Source organism: Velazquezella soli (genome assembly GCF_977018685.1).
Genome location: NZ_CDRNXF010000002.1, coordinates 213457 through 237970 on the forward strand (window position 1 = coordinate 213457; position 24514 = coordinate 237970).

Below are 24514 nucleotides of genomic sequence, written 5' to 3' on the forward strand. Positions count from 1 at the left end.
AAAGATGTCTTTGGACTGCGGCGCACGCTCGCATGGAAAGGCACGCAAGAGGAGTGATCATGTCCGATATCACTGACCAGTCCCGCAAAACCTTCCCCGCAACCAAAGATCAGCATCGGCGCGATATGGCCAATTGCATCCGCTTTTTGTCGATGGATGCGGTTCAGGCGGCCAAGAGCGGTCACCCCGGCATGCCGATGGGCATGGCCGATATTGCGACCGTGCTGTTTTCCGATTTCTTGAAGTTTGATGCGGCCGATCCACATTGGTTCGATCGGGATCGCTTTCTCATCTCCAACGGCCATGTGTCGATGCTGCTTTACAGCCTGCTCTACCTGACCGGCTATGAAGATATGACCATCGACGAGATCAAGCGCTTCCGTCAGATCGATAGCCGCACCGCTGGCCATCCGGAATATCATCATGCCACTGGTATCGAGACGACGACCGGGCCACTTGGCCAAGGGATCGCGAATTCGGTCGGCCTGGCGCTCGGCGAGCGTATCCTGAACGCGTCTTTCGGCGATGATCTGGTGGATCACCACACCTATGTCTTTCTGGGTGACGGTTGCCTCATGGAAGGCATCAGCCAGGAAGCAATTTCGCTGGCGGGTCACCTGAGGCTCGGGAAGCTCATCGCCTTTTGGGACGACAACTCGATTTCGAGCGACGGCGCGACGAGCCTTGCCGAATCCGACAACCAGCTGGCCCGGTTCCAAGGCAGCCAGATGGCATGTCCAGGAGATCGACGGTCATGATACCGACGCCATTCGGGCTGCTATCGCTGAAGCGCAGAAGGTAACAGACCGCCCCTCGCTGATTGCCTGCAAAACGGTCATCGGGTTCGGATTCCCGACCAAGGCAGGAACCCAAAAAGCTCATAGTGACGCACCGGGTGAAGACGAGATCGCTGGCGCCCGCGATAATCTCGGCTGGACGGCGCCGCCTTTCGAGATCCCTGAAGACTTGCTCGATGCTTGGCGCAAGATCGGCGCGAAGGGTCGCACGGAACGGGCGGGCTGGGCAAAGCGGGTTGAGGGATCCGGAAACCGCGATTTCGAGCGACGGATGAAAGGCGAACTACCGCAGAATTGGCGATCGGCCATCGCCGCGGCCAAAGCTGAGCTCCTTGCATCCGAGAAAGATCTGGCAACGCGACAAGCAAGCGGCGTTGTGTTGAACCACCTGTTCGACGCGATCCCTGAACTGGTTGGCGGTTCGGCGGACCTCACGCCGTCGAACAACACCAAGGCGAAAAACCAGGTCGAAATCACGCCCGGGAATTTCGACGGTTCGTATATTCATTACGGCGTGCGTGAGCATGGCATGGCGGCCGCAATGAATGGTTTGGCGCTCCATGGCGGGATCATTCCGTATGGCGGGACCTTCCTGACATTTTCCGACTACTGCCGCCCTTCGATCCGCCTAGCTGCGATGATGGAAATCCGTTCGATCTCTGTCATGACCCACGATTCCATCGGGCTTGGCGAAGACGGGCCGACCCATCAGCCGATCGAGCATCTCAGCGCGCTCAGGGCGATCCCGCGGCTTGCCGTCTATCGGCCGGGAGATCCGATCGAGACGGCAGAATGCTGGGAGGCAATTCTCGATACGCCGCGTGAAGCGGCGCTGATCGCACTCTCGCGCCAGCCTATGCCTCTCCTCCGGCGGGACCCGTCCTTAGACAATCACTCGGCAAAGGGCGGTTACGTTCTGCTTGAAGCCGAAGGCGGAGAGCGGCAGTTAACGATTCTCGCAACGGGGTCTGAACTTCATTTGGCGGTCGAGGCGCGGGACGCCCTGCAGAAAGACGGGATTGCGACAGCTGTCGTCTCGATGCCTTGCCGTCTCATATTTGAGCGACAAGATCCGAGTTATCAGCGTCAGGTGCTGGGCGAGACGCGGGCGCGTGTCGCAGTCGAAGCGGCTGTCCGCGATTCCTGGGATCGCTATCTTGGCCTTGATGGCGAATTCGTCGGCATGCATGAGTTCGGCGCATCGGGTAAAATTGGCGACGTCTACAAGAAGTTCGACATCACCACAGATGCCGTCATACGCGCAGCGCGGAAAACATTAGCCCGGGTGTGATAGCCGAGGCGACAGTGCGGAACCTTAATGGCGGCCAAGACCTACTGGGGCCTGCCTGCCGCCGGCCAATCGTTCGAGGGCTCCTCGATCTGATGATCGGACCTGTTGTCCAGCGCATCACGAAGCTGGGTAGATTCTTTTTCGATCATGTAGATCACCGCGGACCGCTCGGCGCCCCTGGCAACGAGCTCATCGACCAGAGCGAGAAGCTTTGGCTTGACCTCTTTGAGAATGTTTTGATTTTGGCTCATCGTTTCCTCCCACGCCTTAGTCGCGCTCAGCCGATGCTCCTCCAAGCACCTTAGCCGAAGTGCTTTCCTGCATTCGCATCCTCCGCCAGCACCAGGCTTGCTGGTGGGGTACCGCTATCGTCCCCCTGGATGATTGCCGAGACATAGACCAGGGCATTCTTCATGCCGTTCATCGTGTAGGGCTTTTCGATTGCCCCGAGAGCACCGGCAAAATCCTGCGGGATCCGCTTGATGTTTCCGCTGACGAAGACATAAGGGATGCCGGCAGCCGCTAGTTCGCGCCCAACATCGATCCCGGTCGGGCCGTCCATGAGATGGATGTCAACGAACGCGAAGTCCGGCTTTGAAGCCCTGATCTGTTCGCTCGCCTGTGTGCTGCTCATGGCAAGACCTGTGACCTGATGGCCTGCCATCTCCACTTCGCTTTCAAGCTCCATGGCGAGTAGCATTTCGTCTTCGACGATCATGACTTTCAATGCGTATTCTCCTGATGGTCGCCGACAAGCAGCACCACATCAACGACCGTCTTTCGGCCGTCCTGTTTCCGCTCGATTTCGGCGCCCAGCTGCAAGGCCGACGCTTCAAGCAACATTTTTCCGAGCTGGACGCTCTCACTATCCGGCTCGACCGGTTCCGACGTGTCTTCGACACGGATCAGGAAGTGACCGTTCAGGCGCCGCACGACAACATGGATGTCGCCGCCGCCGTCGCTCAATCCGCGGCGAACGGCGTCCCCGACCAGCTCGTTGACGATCAAGGACAGCGGCGTCGCTTTGACGGCGGGCACGAGCAGCGGGGAGAGATCCAGAGACAGGCGAATGTCCTTGCGGCCGGTAGCATCGACCAGATCGGTCACCAGCTCGCGGGTGAACTCCGACATGTCGAATTTCGAGACGTCGTCGAGCGTGAACAGCTTGCGCTGCACCGTGCTGAGAGCCTCAATTCTGTTGAGCACCGACATCAGTGTGTGCCTTTGCCGATCGTCTTTGGTGATCCGCGCCTGCATTTTGACGATCGAGGCCATCGTCAAGAGGTTGTTCTTCACCCGATGATCAACCTCGTGGACGAGCAGTGTGCGGGCATCCAGCGCCGCACGAAGGTTGGCCGTATGCTTTGCGACCTCGGCCTCGGCCTGATGGCGGGCCGCCGCAAGGTCCGCTTCCCGGCTCTTGACCGTCGTGAAATCAAGCTGGGAGGCAAAGAAATAGATGATTTTGTCCGCTTCGTCCCGTACGGGGCTGATGAAAACGGCATTCCAGAACGTGCTGCCATCCTTGCGGTAGTTCAAAATGTCCACAGCGACATCCTGGCCGGCGGCGATGCTGTCGCGGATCTTAGCGACGGTCTCCCCGTCCGTCTCAGGCCCCTGCAGAAAGCGACAGTTCCGGCCGATGATTTCCTCGTCGCTGTAACCGGTCAGCTTTCTGAATGCCTCATTGCAAAAGATGATCGGATTGTCGGCCTGGCTCGGATCCGTGACAATCATCGGCATGCGCGTGGCTTTGAACGCCGCCGCAAACGGGTCTTCGCTTACATGCCCGGCGACCAGACGGTCTCCTGCACTGCGCGCATCCCGCCGGTTTTGATCCTTTTCCTGCATCATGATCCTGATTGTGTTGCCCCACGACAGAAGTCGTGGCGGAAGAATTCGTTCCTGCCGGTCATTTCGTGGCGTGCGGTAGAAGGACGGCCTCGATTTCGCAGACGACGCCGGCAGCGTCATAGACGATTGCCGACGTACCGTTGAGCTCCGCCGCCAGCAAGCGCTCGACCAGGCGCGATCCAAAACCCTTCCTGGTCGGTTGAGCGACCGTCGGCCCGCCCTTTTCCTGCCAGCGGAGGCTGAGAGCCGAGGTTTTGGGGTCATAGGTCCAGATGATCGACACCAGTCCCGTTGGAACGGACAGCGCCCCATATTTAGCCGCATTGGTTCCAAGTTCGTGAAGAGCGAGCGACAGTGTGGCGACAGCCTTTTGTGGCAGGAGAGCCGGCGGCCCCGAAATCTCGAAGCGCTCCGGCGGGTATGGCGCAACGGCCTGCTCGACCACCGCCGTGAGATCGGCACTTTGCCAGTCCCCTTCGGCAAGCAGATCGTGGGCGTGCGCCATTGCCGACAAGCGTGCTTCGTACGCCGCGACAGCATCCTGGGTGTCTGTCGCCTTGGCCAATGTCTGGCGTGCAATGGCGATGACCGTTGCAAAGACGTTCTTCACACGGTGATGCAGCTCGCCGATCAGCACGGCCTGAAGCCGCTCCGCCTCTTTCTTCGCGGAGATGTCATGCGCGATTTTCGAGGCGCCAACAATCCTGCCGGCGGAGTCATAGATCGGTGAGACGCTGAGGAGAACGTCGACCAGACGTCCGTCCTTACGCCTGCGCTTCGTCTCATATGCGTCAACCGGGGCACCTGCTCTGATCTGCTGCAAAAGTGCAGGTTCTTCCTCAAGCCGATCATCCGGCACGAGCATAAGGACAGAATGACCGAGGACCTCTTCAGCCTTGTAGCCGTAAAGGCGTTCAGCCCCGCCGTTCCAGGCCGTAATGTTCATGGCCAGATCGATGCCGAGGATGGCGTCGTTGGAGGACGCGATGATCGAGGCCAGTCTGCGTTCGGCTTCCTGAGCCTGCTTGCGCTCGGTGGTATCGACCGAGATGACGGCAACCTGGTGGATCCGCCCTTCGTCATCGCGCAAAGCAGAGACCGTATTGTTCACCCAGACGAGGCTACCGTCTTTGCGAACATAGCGCTTCTCCATGTCGAAGCTTTCGCCGGCCGCGGCCAGCCGGTTGAACAGGCGGGTCTGCTCAGGCATGTCATCGGCATAGGTGATGTCCGCAATGTTTTTTCCGAGAAGTTCGTCCTCTTCATAGCCGACGATCTCGCAGAACCGCCGGTTGATGTGCAGGATCTTGCCTTCCAGGCTTGCCTGGCCAATGCCGGCGGCCGACTGGGATATGACTGCCCGAAGCCTTTCCTCGCTTGCCTGCAGTGCCTGATCGGCGCGAACACGGTCGGTCGTTTCGTTGACGATGCAGAAGACGCCGCGGACCGCGCCGTGTTCATCATGAATGGCCGAATAGGATATGTCGAAATAGACGGTTTCCGGATAGCCGTGCCGCTCGATGTAGAAAGGACGATCCTTTGCCGCGACCGTCTCGCCGGTCTCCATCACCCGGCGCAGGAGCGGCTCGAGATCATCCCAGAGCTCGGCCCAGTTCTCTCGCGCCGGTCGGCCGAACGCATTGGGGTGCCGTTGGCCGATCGTCGGCGCATAGGGTTCGTTATAGAGCGCGACCAGGTCGGGGCCCCAGAACATCACGATCTGGGCCATTGCCGGCAGCATGATATCGACAGCGGATCTGAGACAGAGGGGCCATGTCGACGGCGGGCCGAGGATGGAATCGTCCCAGCTTCCGCTCTCGATAAGCCGAGAGATCTCGTCCGTCCCTTTGAAAGTCTTCCCCGCTTCGCTCCGCATTGGTATCCGCTCTACATTTCCATTGCGTGACCGCGTCTTGTTCCCGATCTGTCGGTGGCAGATTTATGGCGCAGGCACGGCTCTGCAAGGCCTTTCCGCAATGAAATCAGCGTGAGATGCCAGCGGGGCTCGTAAATCCGTCCTCAGTTGATCGACCGTAATTCGGTCTTGACCGATCAGGCTCGATTTCCCATATCGGCGCCGCAAAGAAGGGGAAGGCTATGCGCGCGTTTCTGGAAAGGCCATTCGGCCCGACTGAGTTGCAGTTCATCGAGGAGTCGTTCCACGATTGGCTTGTCGCGAACCGCGTTCTCAAGGACAGCCCGGAAGCCGAGCTCGCCGCAGCAATCATCATCACTCTTTATCGAGAGGGACATGATACCCGATCGGGCCTGGAGACTGCCATGTCCAAGCATCGCGGCCTGAAGGATCTGGCCGACTTGGCATCCAGGTCTTGAAGAGATTAGGACCAACGACCCGTTATTGTGCCAACCGAATTTCACTGAAAATTCCGTGCCTTCACTTTCAACGTCTCGATCTGCAGATTGGGATCGTAGATCTCCTTCGGCCGAGGGGCGTCTCGCGGATCCGGCCCCGCCACCATGCGCAGACTCGTCACCGCGGCGTACAATCTTCGCTAATACTACTGCAGCTCTTAAAGAGCCTGCTTAATTGAACATTGGGCGGTAACCGTCGCATCCATATTGCCACATAAATTGGTCCTGAGAACGGAAAATTCGTACTTATGGCATACTGCAGCAATTCAAGTTGGGGGCATATGAATGGCTGACATAGCAGACGAACTCCGAAGAGTTTTGAAGGATCTAAAGAGTGGGAAAACGGCCCATCCGGTAACGATAAGAACCTTCCTCTCTTGGTTTGGAATGCAGCGCCGAACTGCATCCAATGTCGAATATATTAATTCTCAGCTTAAGGCTGCTGGCGTTCGTACCGTTCCACATTACCTGGACATTTGGGTTGACACCCCGATTACGTTCGAGCTGACCTCTAAGCACAAAGAAAGCACTTCCAGTAGCGTACCACCAGCTCCAACTCCGGAACAGGCTGCGGAGCCAATCAACGATGGTAAGTCACCCGATGATCCATCGTTTCGTATCGGTAAAATCGAATCTGCAAATCGGCCTCCGATCAGCGTCAAGCCGACTGCGACACTGCAGGAAGCCATTACTTTGATGCTGGCCCGAAATTTCTCGCAGCTGCCTGTGATGACAACTGATCGTGAAGTCAAGGGAGTGATCAGCTGGGAGTCTATCGGAGCGCGCAACGTCACGAAAACTGACGGCACTCAAGCACAGCATTTTATGGACGAGGCGCAAGAGATTTCCGCATCGGCATCGTTATTTGCGGGTATAAAGATCATCCTAGATCATAACTATGTTCTGATACGCGCGGCGGATAAGCGCATTGCTGGAATTGTAACGTCAACAGATATTACTCACCAGTTTGAAGAGACGAGCACGCCATTTTTGCTACTAGCAGAGATCGAAAACCATCTACGGGCATTAATTTCCAAAAAACTTACGATCAGCGATATCAAAAATGCATGCAGCGAGGAATATCTTCCAAAGGAATTTAAGAGCGTCGCAGACCTAACATTCGGGAACTACATCCGGATTTTGGAAAGCGATGAAAACTGGGAGAAGCTTGGGCTTCAGCTTGACCGCACCACCTTTTGCAAGGAGCTAATCGAAGTCAATTCTATAAGAAACGACGTTATGCACTTTGATCCAGATCCCTTGACGTCAGAAAATCTCTCGACCCTAAGGAACGTTGCGAAGATGCTCGACCTCATACGAAGTTTTGGGGGCTTTTGATCACACGGACTGCTTTAGTCCCCCCTTGTCATTCGACTGTCATTGCCAATTAGAGGCCATATGCTGCGCAATCTCCTACAGAAACTCACTCTCTCGTCCAGACGAAGTGCGACTTCAAGGACGAACGTACCAGCAGTAAAGGAAGCCGATTTCGTCAAAGGGCCAAAACAATTCTATCCGCACGCGTTGCTCACCCGCGAGAAAAGAGCATATGAAATCTTCGTCCTGGAAAGCGACTACAATTGGTTCATGATCGCGGCCAGACGTCTCGGCGACGTCGGGGAGAGTGTGGCAGTGAACATTGCTTCGCTGAAATGCAAGCAGGTCGGAAACACCCAGAAGTGGTCGATAAGTAAGGCATCTCTGCCAAAGTCATACGAGGGTCTAAATCACGCCGACCGCTATGACGTCGCAAATGCTATGCTCCAATATTGCGTCGAGGTAATACAGGTTGAAATTGGGCCTGAGGGATATCAAACAATTCATGACATCGATGCTTGGAAAAGGTGGGAACGGCATTGTGCAGAGCCTAGTTTCCAGCTTGAATTAGATCGTCCTCTCCGCTGAGCCGACTGGTGAAAAATACTGCCCGTGGTCTCGGACGCCGGTTGCTCGATGACTTAGACAAAAAGCGCCCTCCGGCGATTAACGGTACCGTCCTCCCGCTACGTTTGGCAAAAAATCCGTCTTACGTGACCGGATGTCATTCTCGGGTTTGAAAGGAACAGAGCCTACGACCCTGCTATTGGAACGAAACCAAGGCTCTGAAAATCCTCAATTCGAACGTCGGCCTTTCTTCGAACGGACTGCAATCGAGTGAAATGAGGCTGACGGCTCTTGGCGGCATGAATATATCTAAGCGATCTTTAACCGAGGCGTCCTATGGATGTGTGCATCGACGCCTGGGGAGAAGACATGTCGCGCTACAGTCCGTTTCATTCAAATTCAGAGACCACCTTGGCGGCGGCGACCGAATGGAGAGACCGCTGCCTAAAGAGCGATGGGTCGCTTTTTGGACCGGACCACCTCTGGTCCAGCGAAGGGCTCGCGGAAGTTGCCGAGCGCTTTAGCGGGGCGGTCGAAAGCGGCGTCGGCGGATTTTACGAGAAGTTGACGCATCAATTTGAAGGCGCGTCTCCTAACGCCTGCAAATTGCTGTCCGAGATCCTCTGGATTCTGTACCTCTTCCCCAACAACATGGGCCCTCACTCGAAGCGAGAAGGCATAGGCGACGTATGGGCATGGTCGGGGGCGCCGCTCGAAGGTGAACAGGATGAGCGACTTCTTTCCGACGATGTCCTCAAGGGTCTCGGCTCCGGCGGACCCGGCTTTATGAACCACCGGCCTCGTGAATTGGGGTTTCTTATTCGTGCCATAACGTCCTTCAAGTTGCTCTCATCCGAAATGCAGCTGTCGTTGCTGGATGATGCATGGGCGTTTGCGACATGGCTCGAGGAGGTGCCTGACGCCGGCAAGCGGCAGCTCAAGCTGATGGTGCCGCATTTGCTCTTTCCTGAGACGTTCGAGCGTTTCTCAAGCACCGGGCAAATCAGGCAGGTTCTTGAAACGCTTGGGAACCTGCCCCGTACGACCGTTCGCCGGATGACCAAGATCGAGCGAGATCGTGAACTTGCGCGCGTTCGCCAGGAGTTGGAGGAGAGCCGGGGAGAACTGATCGACTTCTATCAGGCCGACGTCAAGGAGGTCTGGGATCCGGCTAAAGAAATCGACGATGCGCCAACCCTGACCTCCGTCGGCATCCACGACGTCGCGGGCACCGGCGAGGTTTCGTCGAGCATGCCGCTCAATCAAATTCTGTATGGCCCCCCCGGAACGGGTAAGACCTTTCAAGTCGTCGATCGAGCCGTCGCCATCCTAGACCCGGAGTTTCTAATTCGGTCGGACGGGGATCGCGAAGGCCTGAAAGAACGTTTCGACGAACTTGTCGACGAAGGGTCGATCCGCTTCGTCACGTTCCATCAAAGCTTCAGTTACGAGGAGTTCATCGAGGGCCTGAGGGCGGAAACGACCGAGGCAGGTTCCGTCCGATACGTGGTTCGCGATGGCATCCTGAAGTCGTTCTGTGAATCGTCAGTCCAGCCCTTCAAGCTCGGAGAGCAGTTCTCGAGCGGATATGTGGTCAGCCGATGCACTCCGGAGATTTTGTGGCTCGACAAGCCGAACGGCTCACAACTTCCTTTTCCTTGGAAGGTGCTCGACGAACTTGCCGAGGCGGTGCGGCGCGGCAAACTCACCGTCCAAGACATCCGGGAGAAGAAGGTCTTCGATCTCATCCCCGATTGCCGGCTCGAGAAGTTCCTCGTCAACGGCTACAACAACATCATCCCAGTTCTCGTTGAGCGCATTCTCGATCGCACTTCGGCAAAAAACGACGTCTTGCGCAAGAAGGTCCTTATCATCGACGAGATCAATCGCGGTAACATCTCGAAGATACTTGGCGAGACGATCACGCTGATCGAACCGTCAAAACGTCTCGGGGCGAAAGAAGCGTTAACGACTATCCTGCCCTATTCTAAAACGACGTTCGGCGTACCAGTCGGGCTTCACATCATCGGCACGATGAACACAGCCGATCGCTCGCTTGCGTCTATCGACATGGCTCTACGTCGCCGCTTCGTTTTCGAGGAAATCGAGCCGCAGACGACGCAACTTGAAGGGGTTGAGATCGCGGGCGTTGATCTTGCCCAGTTGCTTTCGATGATGAATGCACGGATCGAAGCGCTTCTAGATCGTGATCACCGCCTGGGACATGCCTATTTCCTGAATTTGCAGGCATCCGACGACATCGATCAACTTAAGGAGCTGTTTTCCCGAAGGATCATCCCGCTCCTGAAAGAGTACTTCTTCGACGATTGGCGGCGAATTCGCCTCGTCTTGAATGATCAGCGGAAGAAAGACCCGCGGGATCAATTCATCGTCGAGGGACCCGACGACGCGGCGGCGCTCTTCGGGCCCGAACAACACGGTGTCGCGATCAATGGAACTTGGCGGATCAATGCGACAGCTTTTGATCGACCGGAAGCCTACAGACAGATTGTCGGCGGACAGAATGCCGACCGTTAGGGAGTTCGCCCGGCTAACGACTAGGCAAATATCTTCCTCCCTGGATCGCGCGTCGATCTCGTCGAGTGCCTTCGATTGGCTATTGCGGTACGGGCGAGGCAATGACCAAGATTTCCCGTTTGTGCAGATCGTTTCGCCCGATACGATTAGCCTGCAAAACTATGTCGGCGTGATCGAGACGCCCTGCGGCACACAGATCGAAATTCTACCGAAGCACGTATCAGAGACGTCCGACGTATCGCGGATCCGCAGCCTGCTCATCAAGATGATATCGGAAAGCCTCAATCTGCGCCCTCGTCGCGCGGACAACGCGGACGTCGCCGCGTTCCATATGCCGATGACCGAGTGGTTTGCCGGCGCGTTCCTCGATGAAGCTTCGGACCTGATCAGGCGAGGCCTCCGCTCCGGCTATGCTACCATCGAGACTAGAGAGCCATTTCTCCGCGGAAGACTTGACGTCGCAAAGCAGATCGGCGCAGCCGGCGGACTTCATCAGTTTAGTGTTCAGTTGGACGAGTATTCTCTGGACCGCCCGGAAAACCGAATTTTACGGTCTGCAGTAGAGTATGTCGCCCGCAATACGGCCTCGTCGGAAAATTGGCGCCGAGCCAGAGAACTGTCAGTGCTCCTCGGCGAGGTACCGGAAAGCGGAAACGTGAGCTCCGACCTCGGCAAATGGGAGCAAGGGAGGCAACTCGCCTACTATGGGCGTGTTAAGCCGCTGGCCGAACTGCTGGTCACCCATCGGCTGCCGTTTGCTACGTTCGGCGACCGGAAGGGCATGAGCATGCTGTTTCCGATGGAGCGGCTTTTTGAACGCTATGTCTTTTCTTCGGTGTCGGCCTCGCTCAAGCCGGTCTTCAAGTCAGTTTGGCAACCGAACCGACATCACCTCTGCTCCCTTGGTGCGGCGGAATGGTTTCGGTTGAAACCCGACATGTTGGTGCATAACAAGGCGCGGAGATGGATCATTGATGCGAAATGGAAGCGACTGAACCGCGACCGAAACGCAAATTTTGGACTGTCGCAGGCGGATTTCTACCAGCTCTTCGCCTATGGTCAGAAATACTTGGAGGGGTCGGGCGACATGTTTTTGATGTATCCGGGCGTCGAAGAGTTCCCCGTTCTGCCAAGACCGTTCGAATTTTCGCGGGATCTTCGCCTTCACATATTGCCATTCGATTTGCATTCGCGGACAGCACCCGTGTGGCTATCCGTCATAGACCGCGACTGCAACCAGGAATCGGCGGGATAGTTTCGAATTCGGGCCAGCCCTCAGCAGCGACATTCAAGTTCAAATGCTAAGGCTCACGTCCCACACCTGTCATTAAAGCGGGCTGTAGATCAGGTTAAACTACTAAATCTTGTTTAAAAACACGCATCTTCGAGGCGTAGAGTAGAGGATTCGGGGATCGTCAGTGGTGTCTGACGCTGCACGTTCTCCAAGTGCCGGTGTGGTGCACCGGGGATCAGTAGCACCTGAACGTCATCGCCTTTTTCCTCGAAACTCGGTCTAGCCGATTGCGAATCACTACAAGAGTAGTTGACAAATCGATTTCTAGAAATGCGAGTAGGAAAGGGCGAAATTTAATAACGTTTCACCGCCATAATAAAAGTCTGTGCGAAACGTCGCGACGTACGGATCCTGATCGGCGGCACGACACAAGAACTTAGAATGCTGAATACTTGATGATAAATGTTGTCGATTTCTTCTGCGGTTGTGGCGGCACCAGTGCCGGGCTGCGTAATGTTGGCATGAATATTGTCGCTGGGATCGATATCGACACCGATGCCGGAAAGACTTACGCTGCCAATTTTCCAGATTCCACCTTCGTGCAACGCGACATCCGTGGCTTCGAACCGTCAGAGCTGGAAAAGATGCTCGACGGCATGCCAGGGAAATTCCTGTTTGCGGCATGCGCTCCATGTCAGCCTTTCACAAAGCAGGTCACCCAAAAGAAGGATGGCGACATCCGCCGCGAGCTGCTCGATCATTTCCATAAGTTCGTGGAGCAGCTTCACCCAGACTACGTGCTTCTGGAAAACGTGCCCGGCCTCCAGAAAATTGCCCAAACGGAAGGTCCCCTTGGCCGCTTCCTCGATCTGCTGCGGACCCACGGCTACAGCTTCGATGTAAAGGTCGTCTCGTCTCTGGATTATGGGGTTCCTCAAGTCCGAAGAAGGCTAGTTCTTATCGCAAGCAAGCTCGGACCCATCAGCGTGCCTGCAGCGACCCACGGCGTGCTCTCAGAGAGGCCCCACGCCACCGTGTGGGACTGGATTGGCGATCTTCCCTCGATCCGTGCCGGTGAAGAGGACTACACTGTTCCAAATCATAGGGCGGCCAAACTGTCAGAACTGAACCAGACTAGGATTCGCAACACGCCGGTCAATGGCGGCAGACGGGACTGGCCTAGCGATCTAAACCTGCGCTGCCACGAGGGTCATTCTGGACACACGGATGTCTATGGACGCATGTCCAAAGATCGGCCTGCCGCGGCGCTTTCGACGCGCTGCATCAGTCTTTCCAATGGGAGATACGGGCACCCAACCCAGGATCGTGCTATCAGCGTGCGTGAGGCCGCCCGGCTCCAGACCTTCCCGGATAGCTTCGAATTCAGCGGAAGCATGATTTCCATGGCAAAACAGATAGGCAATGCTGTTCCGGTCAAGCTCGCCGAGGCAATGGGAAATGCGGTCTTTGCCCACTTGAGCCAAATGACCTCGGACCGCAGCAATGGCTAACTTCAAAGTCCGTGCACGAACTCTCGATATGCTCGGACGGCAGCAGATCGCCGGCGTGCCGACGGCGCTGAGCGAACTGTTCAAGAATGCGCACGATGCCTATGCCAAGCGTGCCGAGGTCGACTACTTCCGGGATGAAAAGCTTCTCGTCCTCCGTGACGACGGTCTTGGGATGACACGAGTCGACTTCGAGCAGCGGTGGCTGACACTCGGAACGGACAGCAAGGTCAACAGTGCCGCCGGACTTGCGCCGCCGCCAGTCGATGCCAAGCAGAAGACTCGCCCTATCCTTGGAGAGAAGGGCATCGGTCGGCTCGCCATCGCGGTCATCGGCCCACAGGTTCTTATCGTCACCCGCGCCAGACGGGAAGGCATCGCGCAACCCACGCTCACCGCGGCCTACATTCATTGGGGCATGTTCGAGCTGCCTGGCTTAGACCTTAGCGAGGTAATCATACCGATCAGGGAACTGAGCGCCGATGTCCTTCCCAGCGATGAAACCGTTCGCGGCATGGTTAATGAGGCGCGTGCCGCTCTTGAGCAGATCGGTTCTCGGGTGGAGGCGAACCAGCGACAGCGTATTCTGGACGAAATGGAAGAATTCTCCGTGTCACCGCAGACGATGGAGACATACCTTAACGAACCGAAGCTCACCGGAGACGGTTCTGGAACCCATTTCTATATTTTGCCCGCCGACAGTCTCATCGAGAGTGACATCGATGCGCGCGACCATGAGGGTAAGGCCACCAGGTTCGAAAAGCACCTAATTGGCTTTACGAATACCATGACCACAACGGCCGAGCGCGCTCCTCCGATCGTGACTCGCTTCCGCGACTACGTGGACGAGAGCTCGCCGATAGAACGCCTTGGCGAGAATGCCTTTTTCACAAAGGACGAGTTCAGCGAGGTCGACCACCATATTTCTGGACACTTCGACGAATTTGGGCAGTTCCGCGGTCAAATCGGGGTCTATCACACAGCGCCGGAGTCATATGTTCTTAATTGGCCAGATGGCGACAATCGCCCAACCCGCTGTGGGCCCTTTAGAGTCGATTTTGCCGTAGTTCAAGGCGCTGCCCGTGATAGCCTGGTGCCGCCAGAAGAATACGTGCGACTGACCAGAAAGCTTCAGAAGCACGGCGGTGTCTACATTTACAAGGATGGCATCCGGGTCCAGCCCTACGGAGATTCCGACTACGACTTTCTTGACATAGAGAAGCGACGCACGCTCAGTGCCTCTTACTACTACTATTCGTATCGAAGGCTGATGGGCGTGATCGAGCTCGACGGCGTGCAAAACGTCGAGTTGTCCGAGAAAGCAGGCCGCGAGGGCTTCCGCGAAAACTTGGCTTACAGACAATTTCGCTCGATCCTGATGAACTTCTTCCTGCAGACCGCAGCTGACTATTTCCGCGAAGAGGGCAAATATTCGGGAACGTGGGAGGTTGGCCGCTCGGACCTTCAGAAGAACGCCGAGATCAGAGCAAAGAAAGCCAAACAGTCCACAACAAAGAAGCGCGTTTTGCAGGCAGAGCTGAACGAATTCTTCCAATCGCTGGAAGATCGCGTGCCGGAATTGTCGGTCAAGTCGGAGCTTGAAAGTCTTGCTACTCGTGTAGCCGATATTGTCAACAGTCGTCGCGATGGACCATCCAAGGCGCTAGCGCTGATGCGCGTCGAGAAGGAAACTAAGGACGTCATTTACGAGTTGCAGTCCGGCCTACAGATCCAGAAGCCGCGTGGAGTTGGGCTGACACGAGCGATGAACAACGAGTGGATCGCCTATCAGACGGAACGGGAGCGGTTGGAAAACTCGATCTTTCAGACCGCTAACGCCTCCATATCCGATATCATCAACCGCGCGGCTGAGACCAACGGCATCCACGTCGATGAAGCCAACAGGTTTATGGGCAACGTCAGATCAAGCGCCGATCGCTCGAAAGAGCAAATTAAGTCCTCGCGCGCCAAAAGCGATCAGGCGATCAACGACCTGTACGCCAAGGCTAAAGCTGTCAACGCCGATGCGACAAAGACGGTAAACCTCGCTTTGGACCGGCTTTTGGTCGAGGCCCAATCCTTTGTGGCGGCAGCAAAGCCGGAAGATCTGGACAAGGAACGCGAACGAATAGTCGGAGAATTCACTGCGCTTTTCACGAAGGAAAATGCCCGCATCCTCGACCTGCAGAACCAGATCAATCTGGTCAGACGCTTCATTGACGGCGACGGATTTGATGCCGACGAATTGACGGAGTCGCTCGAGGAGGAACTTGAGGAGCTGCGGGACCGCCGCTCGTCGGAGCTTGAGCTTGCGCAGATCGGACTGGCCATTAGCGCAGTTAACCACGAATTCGATAAGGCTGTGCATACGTTGCGGGACGGTTTCCGGAGGCTAGAAGGTTGGGCAAAGGCGAACCCGGAAATTACAAGTCTCTACCACTCAATGTTCTCAAGCTTCGAGCATCTGAATGGATATCTTACACTCTTTACCGAGATGGACATTCGGTTTAATCGCGAGACGACGCGCATCACCGGCAAGGACGTGCTGGACTTTGTCCGCAAGCTGTTCGAACTCATTCTCGAACAGGAATCGATCGAGTTGAACGCAAGCGATGCCTTCAATTCTTATTCGTGGGAGGGGCATACCTCGACCTTCTATCCGGTCTTCGTGAACTTGGTCGACAATGCCATCTATTGGCTTCGAGATAAGAGGACCGGGACCAAGAAAGTTTTCTTCGATGTCGACGTCGACGACCTCCTAGTGATCGACAACGGGCCTGGCATCAGTCCTCGCGACCGCGAGAATGTGTTCAGTTTGAATTTCACCAGGAAGCCGGGAGGACGCGGCATGGGACTATATATATCGCGCCAAGCCCTGAAGAAGATCGGCTATGAGCTACGGCTCGATCCTGCGGACAGCGGAACTATTTTTAGAATTGCACGGTCTGGGCAGGAATAGGGCATGGATACATTCGACGACTTCAGGCTGGAAGCCACACGCCAGTTCGCCCACACGCTCATCGTCGTCGACGACGAAGCCAGCACGGAGACGTTGGAAACTGCCGGGTCTGCCGCCGTGTTGAAGAAACCCGGTCGCATCCATCTCACTAAAGCTCTGCCTGCTGCCTCGGTAACGCAATCGCCAAGCCACCCACTGAAAGCGGACGTTCTTGTCGAGACTTCGATGTCGCTCGGCCTTATTTGCTCGGTGTTAAAGCCGAAACCGGAAGACGGATCGGTGGCGCGCGTTGCGAAGGCTGCTGAAAAGGCTGACATACTATGCGTCGACTGGGAAATGCACCGCGACGAGGGCAAGACGGCTTTAGAAATCATTGGCGAGGTTGTCGCGCACGACGAGACCATCGGTGGCCGGTTTCGGCTGATTGCCATTTACACCGGGGTCTCCGACAAGGCGAAAATTCTCAACAAGGTGTTGGAGCATCTACCGAAAGCTACTGTCGATCGCCGCGGGATCCTAATCAAGGAAAACTTTCTGGCTAGTACCGACGGTCTCCGGATTGTCTGGCTGCTAAAGAAAGGCGGCACATATCCCAAAACACTCGCCGCGTTCGCTGCTGACGAATCAGAATTACCGGCTCGGCTTCAGAAGGAGTTTTCATACCTTTCCGGCGGCGTGCTTACCAACGTCGCGATCGCTACGATAGCTTCGATCAGGTCGGCGACCCATCACGTCATTTCCAAATTCAGCAGGGATATGGACGGCCCGTATTTTCATCATCGGAGCACTGTACCGAGCGCTGAGGACGCCGAAGAATACGCAACCCAGATCATCCTGAGCGAGTTGAAGAACGCTATCGACAGCAGTTCGATTGCGGCTCAGTTCGCAGGCAGGGATGCTCTGGAGAAAGCGATAACCTCAGTGCTGCCAAAAGAAGGCGTGTCAATAGGCTTAGGACCTAAAGCGCTATCCGTTTCAGTCGATCAATACAAGGACCTCATCATCGACGGCATCGGTCCGACCATTAAGAAGTTCAACGATGCGAACGCGTCGCTTGGTCGCAAAGAATCGTTCTTCCAGGAGTTTTTGGCGGATCCCTTCTCCGACAGCAAGGCCAGCAGAAGGGATATGCTTAAGTTCGCGGCCCTGACTTGCCTGGCTGCGGACGCGGTTTCCGGCTATCGACACCATGAACCGTTGCTTTCTCTAGGTTCCATCATCAGGGATGCGGACGGAAACTACGCCCTTTGCGTCCAAGCATCCTGTGATTCCGTCAGATTGAAAAAGCCGCAGCCATTCCTTTTCGCGCAGCTTGAGATCGTTCTTGAGGATGCGGTCTGGCAGACGAAGGAAAAGATCGAGTTTGTCGTGCCGCATAAGCCCACAGCGAAAGACGGCCGAGAGTTCTTGTGCCTCAAGCTTTCGGACAAGGCTCCTTATGCAGCGCTGAGATCGATCGTTTTCGCGCCGACAAAAGATGAAAAGGTTACCGCGTCCAGGTCGCCGACCGGCATCATGACGTTCGAGGCATCCTCGATGCCAGCAGGCAAACGATCCGACAAGCATAAGCAATATGTGTGGATCGCCGACGTAAAGCGGCGTCGGGCGCTCCGCACGGTGCAGTACATCGGGCAAACGATGGGCAGGATCGGGTTTGACGAGTTTGAGGCTTTTCGCCGGAAGTACGGAGGTTAGCGACAGTCAAAATGCTGTTCCGGCAACGCAAATTAGTGGCCTCACGGACCATGCATCTATTGCGCGATGCGTCACAACACCGATCATTTGTACTTTGCATCATAGGATCCCCCATGCCCGAAACCTCCCCCTCCCCGTCATCTCGCGCAGGCCCAGCTCCAAAACAATCCGCCGCGCCGCCTGCGGCGTCACATTGAGCGTCTTCGCCACCATTTTTGCCGACACCAACGGTTTGGTCATCACCAACTCAACCAGCTCCGGCAGTCTTGAAGATGTCCGGCGCCCTTCCAGCTTTCGCTCCATAAGTGTTCGAGCCAGCGCCAGCTTGTCATGTTCTTTCAGTCCGATCTCGGCAGCCGCCAAAAATCCGTGGACGATGGCCAGCAGCCGGGTTTCCCGATCGCGATGCCGGCGCCGATCGACGGGAATAGTTTTCAGGCCGAGATTGATGGCGGCGAGATGGGCACCTGACGTGACGCCGGACTGGCGCAGGATCGAGGCGGAAAACAGCCGGCCAAGCCACGGCGCGTGCTGAAGGACCGAAAGTTCGTTCCAGGCGTCAAGGGCGAAGATGGCCTGCAGCACCGCCGGCAAGTTCTCGGCCTGGCGCAGCACGCCGCGCCATTCGTCAAGCCGCGCATCCTCGTCCCAGTCGAGATCATACACCAGCGGATCTTTTTCCGCCGCGTCGGCGCGACCGGGCCGTGTAGCGTTCTGGATCGCGGCCTCGGATCGGGCGAGCACCGCATCGATAGCGGCATAGTCGACGTCAGGAAGGTTTTCGATGTCGTCGACATCGTCCCCCTCACCTTCCGGATCGTCCGCGACGGCGCGCCGGATGGCGCCGACCGCCTGCACCTCTTCCGTGTCGGCCGACGTAATCTCTGCGGTTTTTCTGAGAGTGCGGACGCCGTCTGCCGACAATGCCCAGCCGGGAAGTTGGGCAGCGATGCGCCGGCGGGTGCGCAGCACGTCGCGGGCGATTGTCAGTTCGTGGGTGGGTGTGCGAATATCTCTGATATCGTCGTGGAGGACGAGGTCTTCAAGATGGACGAGTTCGCCGTCGATCCACAGCGAGGCGCAGGCGTCGGCGAAGTGGGATCGTTCGATCAAGCCCGCACCGACCGGTGAGCGGGCCACGCGCTCGTCCAGACGCGCCAGTTCAATGCCAGCGCGAAAAGCCGGCTCCATCAAGGCTGTCATGCTGATTTTTGCGAGATCGTAAGCCATTGAAGTCATAGTAAATGATTCTCTAAAGGAACTCTATCTAAATGTTATTATTCCTCACATGGTATGGTTGTCAGTTGGCGGTCTAACCCTCGATAAGTACCTCTTATCGGGGGTTAGCCATCTATGGTATTTTGCTTGCCATCTGGTATGGAATCTCTATATTGAAGCCACGATTTCACGAGGCGCACCATGTCCGAACCGCAGCTCTCCATTCGCAGCAGCAAGGCCCGAGATCTGGCCCATGCCCTCTCCCGCCGCACGGGCCAGCCGATCAATCGGCTCGTCGAACTGGCACTCGAGCGTTACGACCAGGAGTTGAGCACTGACAACATCCGCTATCCCATGGACGCCGTATGGGATCTGGCAGACGAGGATCTACGCAATATCGCACCCGGCACGACGTCCAATCACGATGACTTCTACGATGAGAACGGTCTGCCGATATGATTGCCGTCGATACGTCTGTTATTATCGCGATATCGATGAAGGAGCCGGAAGCAGAAGTGTTCAGACCACTGATGGGACGCGAGCCGGTCATCATCGGTTGGCCGACCTTGCTTGAGGCACGGATGGTCCTGTCGGGTAAAGGATTCGTCAGTGCCGCCAAAATCATCGGGCGGCTTGCCGAAACTGCGAATGTCACGACTGTCGCTTTCGATGAGAAACACTACCGGGCGGCAGAAGAGGCTTTCGAGCGTTTTGGCCGTGGTCGTCATCCAGCTGCGCTCAATATGGGCGACTGTTTCTCGTACGCTGTTGCCGCTGTTGCCAAGGCGCCGCTCCTGTTCAAGGGGCATGACTTCGGCCACACTGATCTCAAACTGCATCCCGCGTCGTCGATGGCATGACAAACAATGACTCAGACCCGGTCGATCGCCGCGCCCAAGAGTTGGACACGATTGCAGCAGTTCTGCCTCTGGAACGTCGCGACGAGCTGGCCGAGTTGCTCACCGACCAGGATGTCGCAACGCTGCGCCATCTGGTGAACGAGGGCATGGGCGAAAATACCCTTCGGGCCCTGACGTCTGATCTTGCCTATCTGCAGGCCTGGTCGCTGGCAGCGATTGGCAAATCTCTGCCCTGGCCGGCGCCCGAAGCCCTGCTCCTGAAATTCGTCGCACATCATCTGTGGGACCCGCAGAAGCGCGAAACCGATCCGGATCACGGGATGCCGGCAAAGGTGGAGCAGAACCTCCGACGTCAAGGTTTTCTAAAGTCGGCAGGCCCGCATGCACCCGATACCGTGCGCCGGCGCCTCGCCACGTGGTCGACTCTCACGAAGTGGCGCGGACTAACCGGCGTCTTCGCCTCCCCTGCCCTCAAGTCCGCGATACGGCTTGCGGTGCGGGCGACGCCGCGACAACGTCGTCGGAAGAGTGCCAAGGCTGTTACCGGCGATGTCCTTGGCAAGATGCTCGCAACCTGCAGCACCGAGAGCTTGCGCGACATCCGTGATCGAGCAATCTTGATGGTCGCTTTCGCCTCGGGCGGTCGGCGCCGCAGCGAGATCGCCGCCATGCGCGTCGAACAGTTGACGGTCGAGCCATCAATCGACCTTCCCGATGGCTCTCCCCTCCCCTCGCTTTCGATCCATCTCGGCCGCACGAAGACATCTGGCGCCGATCATGATGAGGTCGTTTATCTCACCGGCCGGCCCGTCAATGCGCTGAATGCCTGGCTTGCGGCAGCCAGGATCGACAAGGGCAGCATATTCCGAAAGGTCGACCGCTGGGGCAATCTCTCCAAGCGGCCGCTCGAGCCCAGCGCGGTCAATGCGATCGTCAAGCAGCGGGCTGAAATGGCCGGGCTTGAGCCTGGGGATTTCTCGGCACACGGGCTGCGATCAGGGTATCTGACCGAGGCGGCCAATCGCGGCATTCCGCTGCCTGAAGCTATGGAGCAGTCGCGACATCGATCCGTCCAGCAGGCATCCAGCTATTACAACAGCGCGACCAGAAGAACGGGCCGAGCTGCGCGTCTGATCAGCTAAAACGCTCGGCTCGCAAAAGCGTACGTTCCAGCTGCTCATGACTTTATGCGGCGTTCGCCCCTGCCCTGGCAAAAATCGCTGCCTCGACGACAGCGAGCAGCCCTGGAAACCGTTCGTCGAGCTCATGTCGTCGAAGCGCATTCATGTGAGAGACCCCTTCATTGCGCGTCCACACAAGGCCTGCTTCCCGTAACACCCGAAAGTGGTGGGATACGCTCGATTTGGGTCTGCCGCCATCCAGCGCACTGCAGCTGGCTTCGTCCGTGCGGCAGAGTTTCTGCACGATCTCAAGACGCACCGGATCACTCAGCGCGTAGAACACTTGCTCGATGCTGATCTCGTGCATGGCCGGATGTTTCATGACTCTCATAGGACGTGCTCTAGCACCGAACCAACCGTATTGCTATTGTTCTATTGTATTCGAACTTACGAAGGGATAGACCGGCCGGGAAATTCCACTGGAACACATCAATGCCAAAGCTATTCGATCCTTTCAGCCTTAAGGGCATCACCCTGCGCAATCGCATCGCGGCCTCGCCCATGTGTCAATATATGGCGACGGATGGCGTGGTTTCCGATTGGCACCTTCCTCACTATGCCGGCCTGGCGCGCGGTGGCGCAGGATTGATTGTCCTCGAGGCGACCGCCGTTTCGAAAGAAGGACGCATCACACCTGGCGACCTTGGCATCTGGAACGACGCGCAGGCAGATGCACTTCGTCCAATTGTTCAGGCCATCAAAGCTGCCGGGGCGACGCCGGGTATCCAGATTGCCCATGCGGGTCGCAAGGCCAGCGCAAATCGTCCTTGGGAAGGTGACGACCATATCGTCGATGGAGACGCACGTGGTTGGGAGACGATAGCGCCGTCGGCAATCGCCTTTGGTGGGGACCTCGGTAAGGTTCCGACCGAGATGACGAAGGCAGACATACTGCGCGTACAGCAGGATTTTGTTGACGCCGCCGAACGCGCACGCGACGCTGGATTTGAATGGCTGATGCTTCACTTTGCGCACGGCTATCTCGCGCAGAGCTTCTTCTCCATCCATTCCAACCAGAGAGAAGACGAATATGGCGGAAGCGCAGAAAAGCGCGGCCGCTTCCTACTGGAGACACTCGCAGCGGTCCGCAAAGTGTGGCCCGAGGACCGACCGCTGACAGCCCGTTTCGGCGTCATCGAGTTTGACGGACACGACGAAGAAACGCTCCAGGAATCGATTGCCCTGGTCAGCCGCTTTAGGGATGCAGGTCTCGATGCCATCGATGTCAGCGTCGGGTTCTCCACACCGACGGCGCAGATCCCATGGGGTCCAAATTTCCTGGCCGAGACAGCCGCGCGCGTCCATAGCGAAACCGGTCTTCCGACGGCGACAAGTTGGTTCATCAGCGATCCCAAGCAGGCCGATGCACTCGTCCAGAGTGGCAAGACGGATCTCGTGATGCTTGCCCGGCCGCTGCTTGCCAATCCGCATTGGCCTTATGCCGCAGCAAAAACGCTCGGCGTCGAAGATCCTGCTTGGGCAACCTTGCCGGCGCCCTACGCCCACTGGTTGGCACGCTACCGCACGAGCTGATTACCAAGGCGATAAACGCATGCCCCGTTTCAATGACGTCGCGGGGCATGCGGCACAAGCACGGCGTTCATTGCACCTATCCATTCGTATAGCACATTCGAACATGAGCGAGGTTCTGCCGTTACCTCTTGCCGGGGAGATCGTCGCAGACGCGAGATGCTTTCCTCGGATCCGTAGATCTTCGCTAATGTCGCATCATCGGACATACTGCCCATATCATCGAGTAACGCACCTAACTTCACGTCAAGGAGACCTTGGCACCGTCTCTCAGCACGGGTTCCGCCGGTGATGTTTCCGCGTTGGAGGTATTGGAAGAAAGCCCCTCCCCTCTCTCGTAGGCTTGGGCATGACACCATCCGGCGCATGGGTCTCTGAAGCGGTTAGTGTTAGCCCGGTCGCATCGAGCCCCATCTGCCAGAAGTCTGTCTCTAGCCGTGACGCATTTGCGAAAAGGCTGGCCAATTCCTCGAACCGTCGCCCGGTCATGCTCCTTTCCGCGAGTTCGTCGAGTTGGCGTCGCGCCGCGATAGCGACGCCCTGATAGGCGTCGCCTGCATATTCACAGATCCACTCGCGATATGGATGCTTCCCAAGCGCCCCGACGCCGGCGGGAGAAAGGGCGAGCCCGATCTCGGCGTAGCCGATGATGCAGGGCGCCAGCGCGACCTGCAAATTGAGGAGATCGCCAGCGGCTCCGCAATCCAGCACGAAGCGGGTATAGGCGACCGTCGCCTGATGCTCCGGAATGGTTTCCAGCCTTCGGCGGGAGATACCCCAGCGCCGGCATAGCCGTAGATGAAGTTCAGTCTCATCCAGTATGCCGGCAAGCCCCGCTTGAGCCGCGCGGATGTCGGCGATTGTCCGACTCTTATAAGCCGCCAAGCCCCATGCGCGGGCGAACTGGATCAGGAATAGATAGTCCTGAACAAGATAGGAGCGAAAAGCCGCTTGTGGCAGCGTGCCATCACCCAACTGGACCACGAATTCGTGGTCTACATAGCCTGCCCAATCGGAAGCGGCTACCTGTTTAAGGCGGTCAAAGACGTCCACGAGCTTACTCCCCTGACTGGTAGGCGGCGTCAAAGAAAGCGAGTTCGAGCGCCACGGCTCGCAGGAAAAAATCCTTGCTCGCCTGTGGCTCAGATGGACCGACCCGATCTAGTTCCTCGCGCAGAAAAGCGACGAAATCGCGGAAGTCCGGATTGTCGTGCAGCTTGATCCATTCGGCGTGGATGAAGTTCTCAGGCAGAACCTTCGGCGCACCGAAGGCCCAGTCTAGATAGAGCCATTCGGCGACGTTGAGGACCGAGAGCACGACCGTGTAGGACCGCGTCGCGGCCGCCTCGCGCATGATCGCCTGGAACCCGGTGGTGGGCGGGGTGTCGGGGATGAGGGCACGCTGCTCCTCTGTTACCCCCAGAGCCTCGAACGCGTGCATGAAGTAGGTGTTTTCCTCGCCTGAAACCATGCCGGCAAACCGACCAAATCGGAGCCGGGCCTCGAAGGTATCCGCCGTGGCGTCGTTTTGCATTTAGTCGTGAGATTCCAGTCCTAACAGTTTTAATGGGATAGCCCGCCACTTAATTCGC

General features: G+C 57.0%; 19 protein-coding genes and 2 pseudogenes. 13 read left to right on the plus strand and 8 right to left on the minus strand.

Going from position 1 to position 24514, the window contains the following annotated elements; translation table 11 throughout:
• Positions 1-59 precede the first annotated feature (59 nt).
• A pseudogene (tkt, locus tag AC0JZ8_RS02800) lies at positions 60-2088 on the plus strand (transketolase).
• A 41-nt stretch (positions 2089-2129) separates the two neighbouring features.
• Here tkt and AC0JZ8_RS02805 read toward each other — a convergent pair.
• The 4 genes from AC0JZ8_RS02805 to AC0JZ8_RS02820 all read right to left on the minus strand — a co-directional run bounded on the left by AC0JZ8_RS02805 (position 2130) and on the right by AC0JZ8_RS02820 (position 5818).
• Positions 2130-2339 (minus strand): hypothetical protein, encoded by a 210-nt coding sequence (locus AC0JZ8_RS02805; protein WP_471891676.1) that lies wholly within the window; start codon positions 2337-2339, stop codon positions 2130-2132.
• A 50-nt stretch (positions 2340-2389) separates the two neighbouring features.
• The gene (locus AC0JZ8_RS02810) at positions 2390-2815 is read right to left on the minus strand and encodes a response regulator (protein ID WP_471891677.1); all 426 of its coding nucleotides are present in this window, start codon (positions 2813-2815) and stop codon (positions 2390-2392) included.
• Positions 2812-3939, minus strand: a complete 1128-nt coding sequence (locus AC0JZ8_RS02815; RefSeq protein ID WP_471891771.1) for a PAS domain-containing protein — start codon at positions 3937-3939, stop codon at positions 2812-2814. Before AC0JZ8_RS02815 ends, AC0JZ8_RS02810 begins: the two co-directional genes overlap by 4 nt.
• 61 nt (positions 3940-4000) lie before the next feature.
• The gene (locus AC0JZ8_RS02820) at positions 4001-5818 is read right to left on the minus strand and encodes a PAS domain S-box protein (protein WP_471891678.1); all 1818 of its coding nucleotides are present in this window, start codon (positions 5816-5818) and stop codon (positions 4001-4003) included.
• Between the two features lie 221 nt (positions 5819-6039).
• On the opposite strand from AC0JZ8_RS02820, the gene AC0JZ8_RS02825 reads away from it, so the two are divergent.
• From AC0JZ8_RS02825 to AC0JZ8_RS02860, 8 genes are all read left to right on the plus strand, one after another.
• Positions 6040-6276, plus strand: coding sequence for a hypothetical protein (locus AC0JZ8_RS02825; RefSeq protein ID WP_471891679.1), 237 nt, complete (start codon positions 6040-6042; stop codon positions 6274-6276).
• Positions 6277-6600: 324 nt separating this feature from the next.
• Positions 6601-7653, plus strand: a complete 1053-nt coding sequence (locus AC0JZ8_RS02830; protein ID WP_471891680.1) for a CBS domain-containing protein — start codon at positions 6601-6603, stop codon at positions 7651-7653.
• A 60-nt stretch (positions 7654-7713) separates the two neighbouring features.
• The gene (locus tag AC0JZ8_RS02835; RefSeq protein ID WP_471891681.1) at positions 7714-8220 is read left to right on the plus strand and encodes a hypothetical protein; all 507 of its coding nucleotides are present in this window, start codon (positions 7714-7716) and stop codon (positions 8218-8220) included.
• 348 nt (positions 8221-8568) lie between these two features.
• Positions 8569-10737 (plus strand): McrB family protein, encoded by a 2169-nt coding sequence (locus tag AC0JZ8_RS02840; RefSeq protein WP_471891682.1) that lies wholly within the window; start codon positions 8569-8571, stop codon positions 10735-10737.
• A gap of 121 nt (positions 10738-10858) precedes the next feature.
• Complete coding sequence (locus tag AC0JZ8_RS02845; RefSeq protein ID WP_471891683.1) at positions 10859-11992, plus strand: McrC family protein; 1134 nt, start codon at positions 10859-10861, stop codon at positions 11990-11992.
• A 434-nt stretch (positions 11993-12426) separates the two neighbouring features.
• A complete protein-coding gene (locus AC0JZ8_RS02850) occupies positions 12427-13482 on the plus strand; it encodes a DNA cytosine methyltransferase (protein WP_471891684.1) in 1056 nt (351 codons plus the stop codon).
• On the plus strand, positions 13475-16438 hold the full coding sequence (locus tag AC0JZ8_RS02855) for an ATP-binding protein (protein WP_471891685.1): 2964 nt from the start codon (positions 13475-13477) through the stop codon (positions 16436-16438). Before AC0JZ8_RS02850 ends, AC0JZ8_RS02855 begins: the two co-directional genes overlap by 8 nt.
• Positions 16439-16441: 3 nt before the next feature.
• Positions 16442-18133 (plus strand): response regulator receiver domain, encoded by a 1692-nt coding sequence (locus tag AC0JZ8_RS02860; protein WP_471891686.1) that lies wholly within the window; start codon positions 16442-16444, stop codon positions 18131-18133.
• A gap of 99 nt (positions 18134-18232) precedes the next feature.
• Here AC0JZ8_RS02860 and AC0JZ8_RS02865 read toward each other — a convergent pair whose 3' ends face one another.
• Positions 18233-19372 carry an RHE_PE00001 family protein gene (locus AC0JZ8_RS02865; RefSeq protein ID WP_471891687.1) on the minus strand — a complete coding sequence of 380 codons (1140 nt, stop codon included), beginning with the start codon at positions 19370-19372 and terminating at the stop codon, positions 18233-18235.
• A gap of 180 nt (positions 19373-19552) precedes the next feature.
• On the opposite strand from AC0JZ8_RS02865, the gene AC0JZ8_RS02870 reads away from it, so the two are divergent.
• Genes AC0JZ8_RS02870 through AC0JZ8_RS02880 form a run of 3 tightly spaced genes read left to right on the plus strand, consistent with a single transcriptional unit; the run spans position 19553 to position 21353 of the window.
• The gene (locus AC0JZ8_RS02870) at positions 19553-19810 is read left to right on the plus strand and encodes a type II toxin-antitoxin system VapB family antitoxin (RefSeq protein WP_471891688.1); all 258 of its coding nucleotides are present in this window, start codon (positions 19553-19555) and stop codon (positions 19808-19810) included.
• Positions 19807-20211 (plus strand): type II toxin-antitoxin system VapC family toxin, encoded by a 405-nt coding sequence (locus AC0JZ8_RS02875; RefSeq protein ID WP_471891689.1) that lies wholly within the window; start codon positions 19807-19809, stop codon positions 20209-20211. Before AC0JZ8_RS02870 ends, AC0JZ8_RS02875 begins: the two co-directional genes overlap by 4 nt.
• The gene (locus AC0JZ8_RS02880) at positions 20208-21353 is read left to right on the plus strand and encodes a site-specific integrase (protein ID WP_471891690.1); all 1146 of its coding nucleotides are present in this window, start codon (positions 20208-20210) and stop codon (positions 21351-21353) included. The genes AC0JZ8_RS02875 and AC0JZ8_RS02880 overlap by 4 nt, the downstream gene beginning before the upstream one ends.
• Before the next feature lie 43 nt (positions 21354-21396).
• Here AC0JZ8_RS02880 and AC0JZ8_RS02885 read toward each other — a convergent pair whose 3' ends face one another.
• Positions 21397-21714, minus strand: coding sequence for an ArsR/SmtB family transcription factor (locus AC0JZ8_RS02885; RefSeq protein ID WP_471891691.1), 318 nt, complete (start codon positions 21712-21714; stop codon positions 21397-21399).
• A 110-nt stretch (positions 21715-21824) separates the two neighbouring features.
• Between AC0JZ8_RS02885 and AC0JZ8_RS02890 the strand changes: the two genes are divergently transcribed.
• Entirely contained in the window at positions 21825-22925 is a 1101-nt protein-coding gene (locus AC0JZ8_RS02890) for an NADH:flavin oxidoreductase/NADH oxidase (protein ID WP_471891692.1), read from the plus strand.
• A gap of 396 nt (positions 22926-23321) precedes the next feature.
• Here AC0JZ8_RS02890 and AC0JZ8_RS02895 read toward each other — a convergent pair.
• Together AC0JZ8_RS02895 and AC0JZ8_RS02900 are read right to left on the minus strand one after the other, a co-directional pair.
• Positions 23322-23975 (minus strand): annotated as a pseudogene (locus AC0JZ8_RS02895) (TenA family protein); the annotation flags it as partial.
• 4 nt (positions 23976-23979) lie between these two features.
• Complete coding sequence (locus AC0JZ8_RS02900; protein ID WP_471891693.1) at positions 23980-24456, minus strand: TenA family protein; 477 nt, start codon at positions 24454-24456, stop codon at positions 23980-23982.
• Between the last annotated feature and the right edge of the window lie 58 nt (positions 24457-24514).

Excerpts from the sequence above, each read along its gene's own strand:
- AC0JZ8_RS02805 (WP_471891676.1), bottom strand. The coding sequence starts at position 2,339 with ATGAGCCAAAATCAAAACATTCTCAAAGAGGTCAAGCCAAAGCTTCTC.
- AC0JZ8_RS02815 (WP_471891771.1), bottom strand. The coding sequence starts at position 3,939 with ATGCAGGAAAAGGATCAAAACCGGCGGGATGCGCGCAGTGCAGGAGAC.
- AC0JZ8_RS02820 (WP_471891678.1), bottom strand. The coding sequence starts at position 5,818 with ATGCGGAGCGAAGCGGGGAAGACTTTCAAAGGGACGGACGAGATCTCT.
- AC0JZ8_RS02825 (WP_471891679.1), top strand. The coding sequence starts at position 6,040 with ATGCGCGCGTTTCTGGAAAGGCCATTCGGCCCGACTGAGTTGCAGTTC.
- AC0JZ8_RS02830 (WP_471891680.1), top strand. The coding sequence starts at position 6,601 with ATGGCTGACATAGCAGACGAACTCCGAAGAGTTTTGAAGGATCTAAAG.
- AC0JZ8_RS02835 (WP_471891681.1), top strand. The coding sequence starts at position 7,714 with ATGCTGCGCAATCTCCTACAGAAACTCACTCTCTCGTCCAGACGAAGT.
- AC0JZ8_RS02840 (WP_471891682.1), top strand. The coding sequence starts at position 8,569 with ATGTCGCGCTACAGTCCGTTTCATTCAAATTCAGAGACCACCTTGGCG.
- AC0JZ8_RS02850 (WP_471891684.1), top strand. The coding sequence starts at position 12,427 with ATGATAAATGTTGTCGATTTCTTCTGCGGTTGTGGCGGCACCAGTGCC.
- AC0JZ8_RS02855 (WP_471891685.1), top strand. The coding sequence starts at position 13,475 with ATGGCTAACTTCAAAGTCCGTGCACGAACTCTCGATATGCTCGGACGG.
- AC0JZ8_RS02860 (WP_471891686.1), top strand. The coding sequence starts at position 16,442 with ATGGATACATTCGACGACTTCAGGCTGGAAGCCACACGCCAGTTCGCC.
- AC0JZ8_RS02865 (WP_471891687.1), bottom strand. The coding sequence starts at position 19,372 with ATGACTTCAATGGCTTACGATCTCGCAAAAATCAGCATGACAGCCTTG.
- AC0JZ8_RS02870 (WP_471891688.1), top strand. The coding sequence starts at position 19,553 with ATGTCCGAACCGCAGCTCTCCATTCGCAGCAGCAAGGCCCGAGATCTG.
- AC0JZ8_RS02875 (WP_471891689.1), top strand. The coding sequence starts at position 19,807 with ATGATTGCCGTCGATACGTCTGTTATTATCGCGATATCGATGAAGGAG.
- AC0JZ8_RS02880 (WP_471891690.1), top strand. The coding sequence starts at position 20,208 with ATGACAAACAATGACTCAGACCCGGTCGATCGCCGCGCCCAAGAGTTG.
- AC0JZ8_RS02885 (WP_471891691.1), bottom strand. The coding sequence starts at position 21,714 with ATGAAACATCCGGCCATGCACGAGATCAGCATCGAGCAAGTGTTCTAC.
- AC0JZ8_RS02890 (WP_471891692.1), top strand. The coding sequence starts at position 21,825 with ATGCCAAAGCTATTCGATCCTTTCAGCCTTAAGGGCATCACCCTGCGC.
- AC0JZ8_RS02900 (WP_471891693.1), bottom strand. The coding sequence starts at position 24,456 with ATGCAAAACGACGCCACGGCGGATACCTTCGAGGCCCGGCTCCGATTT.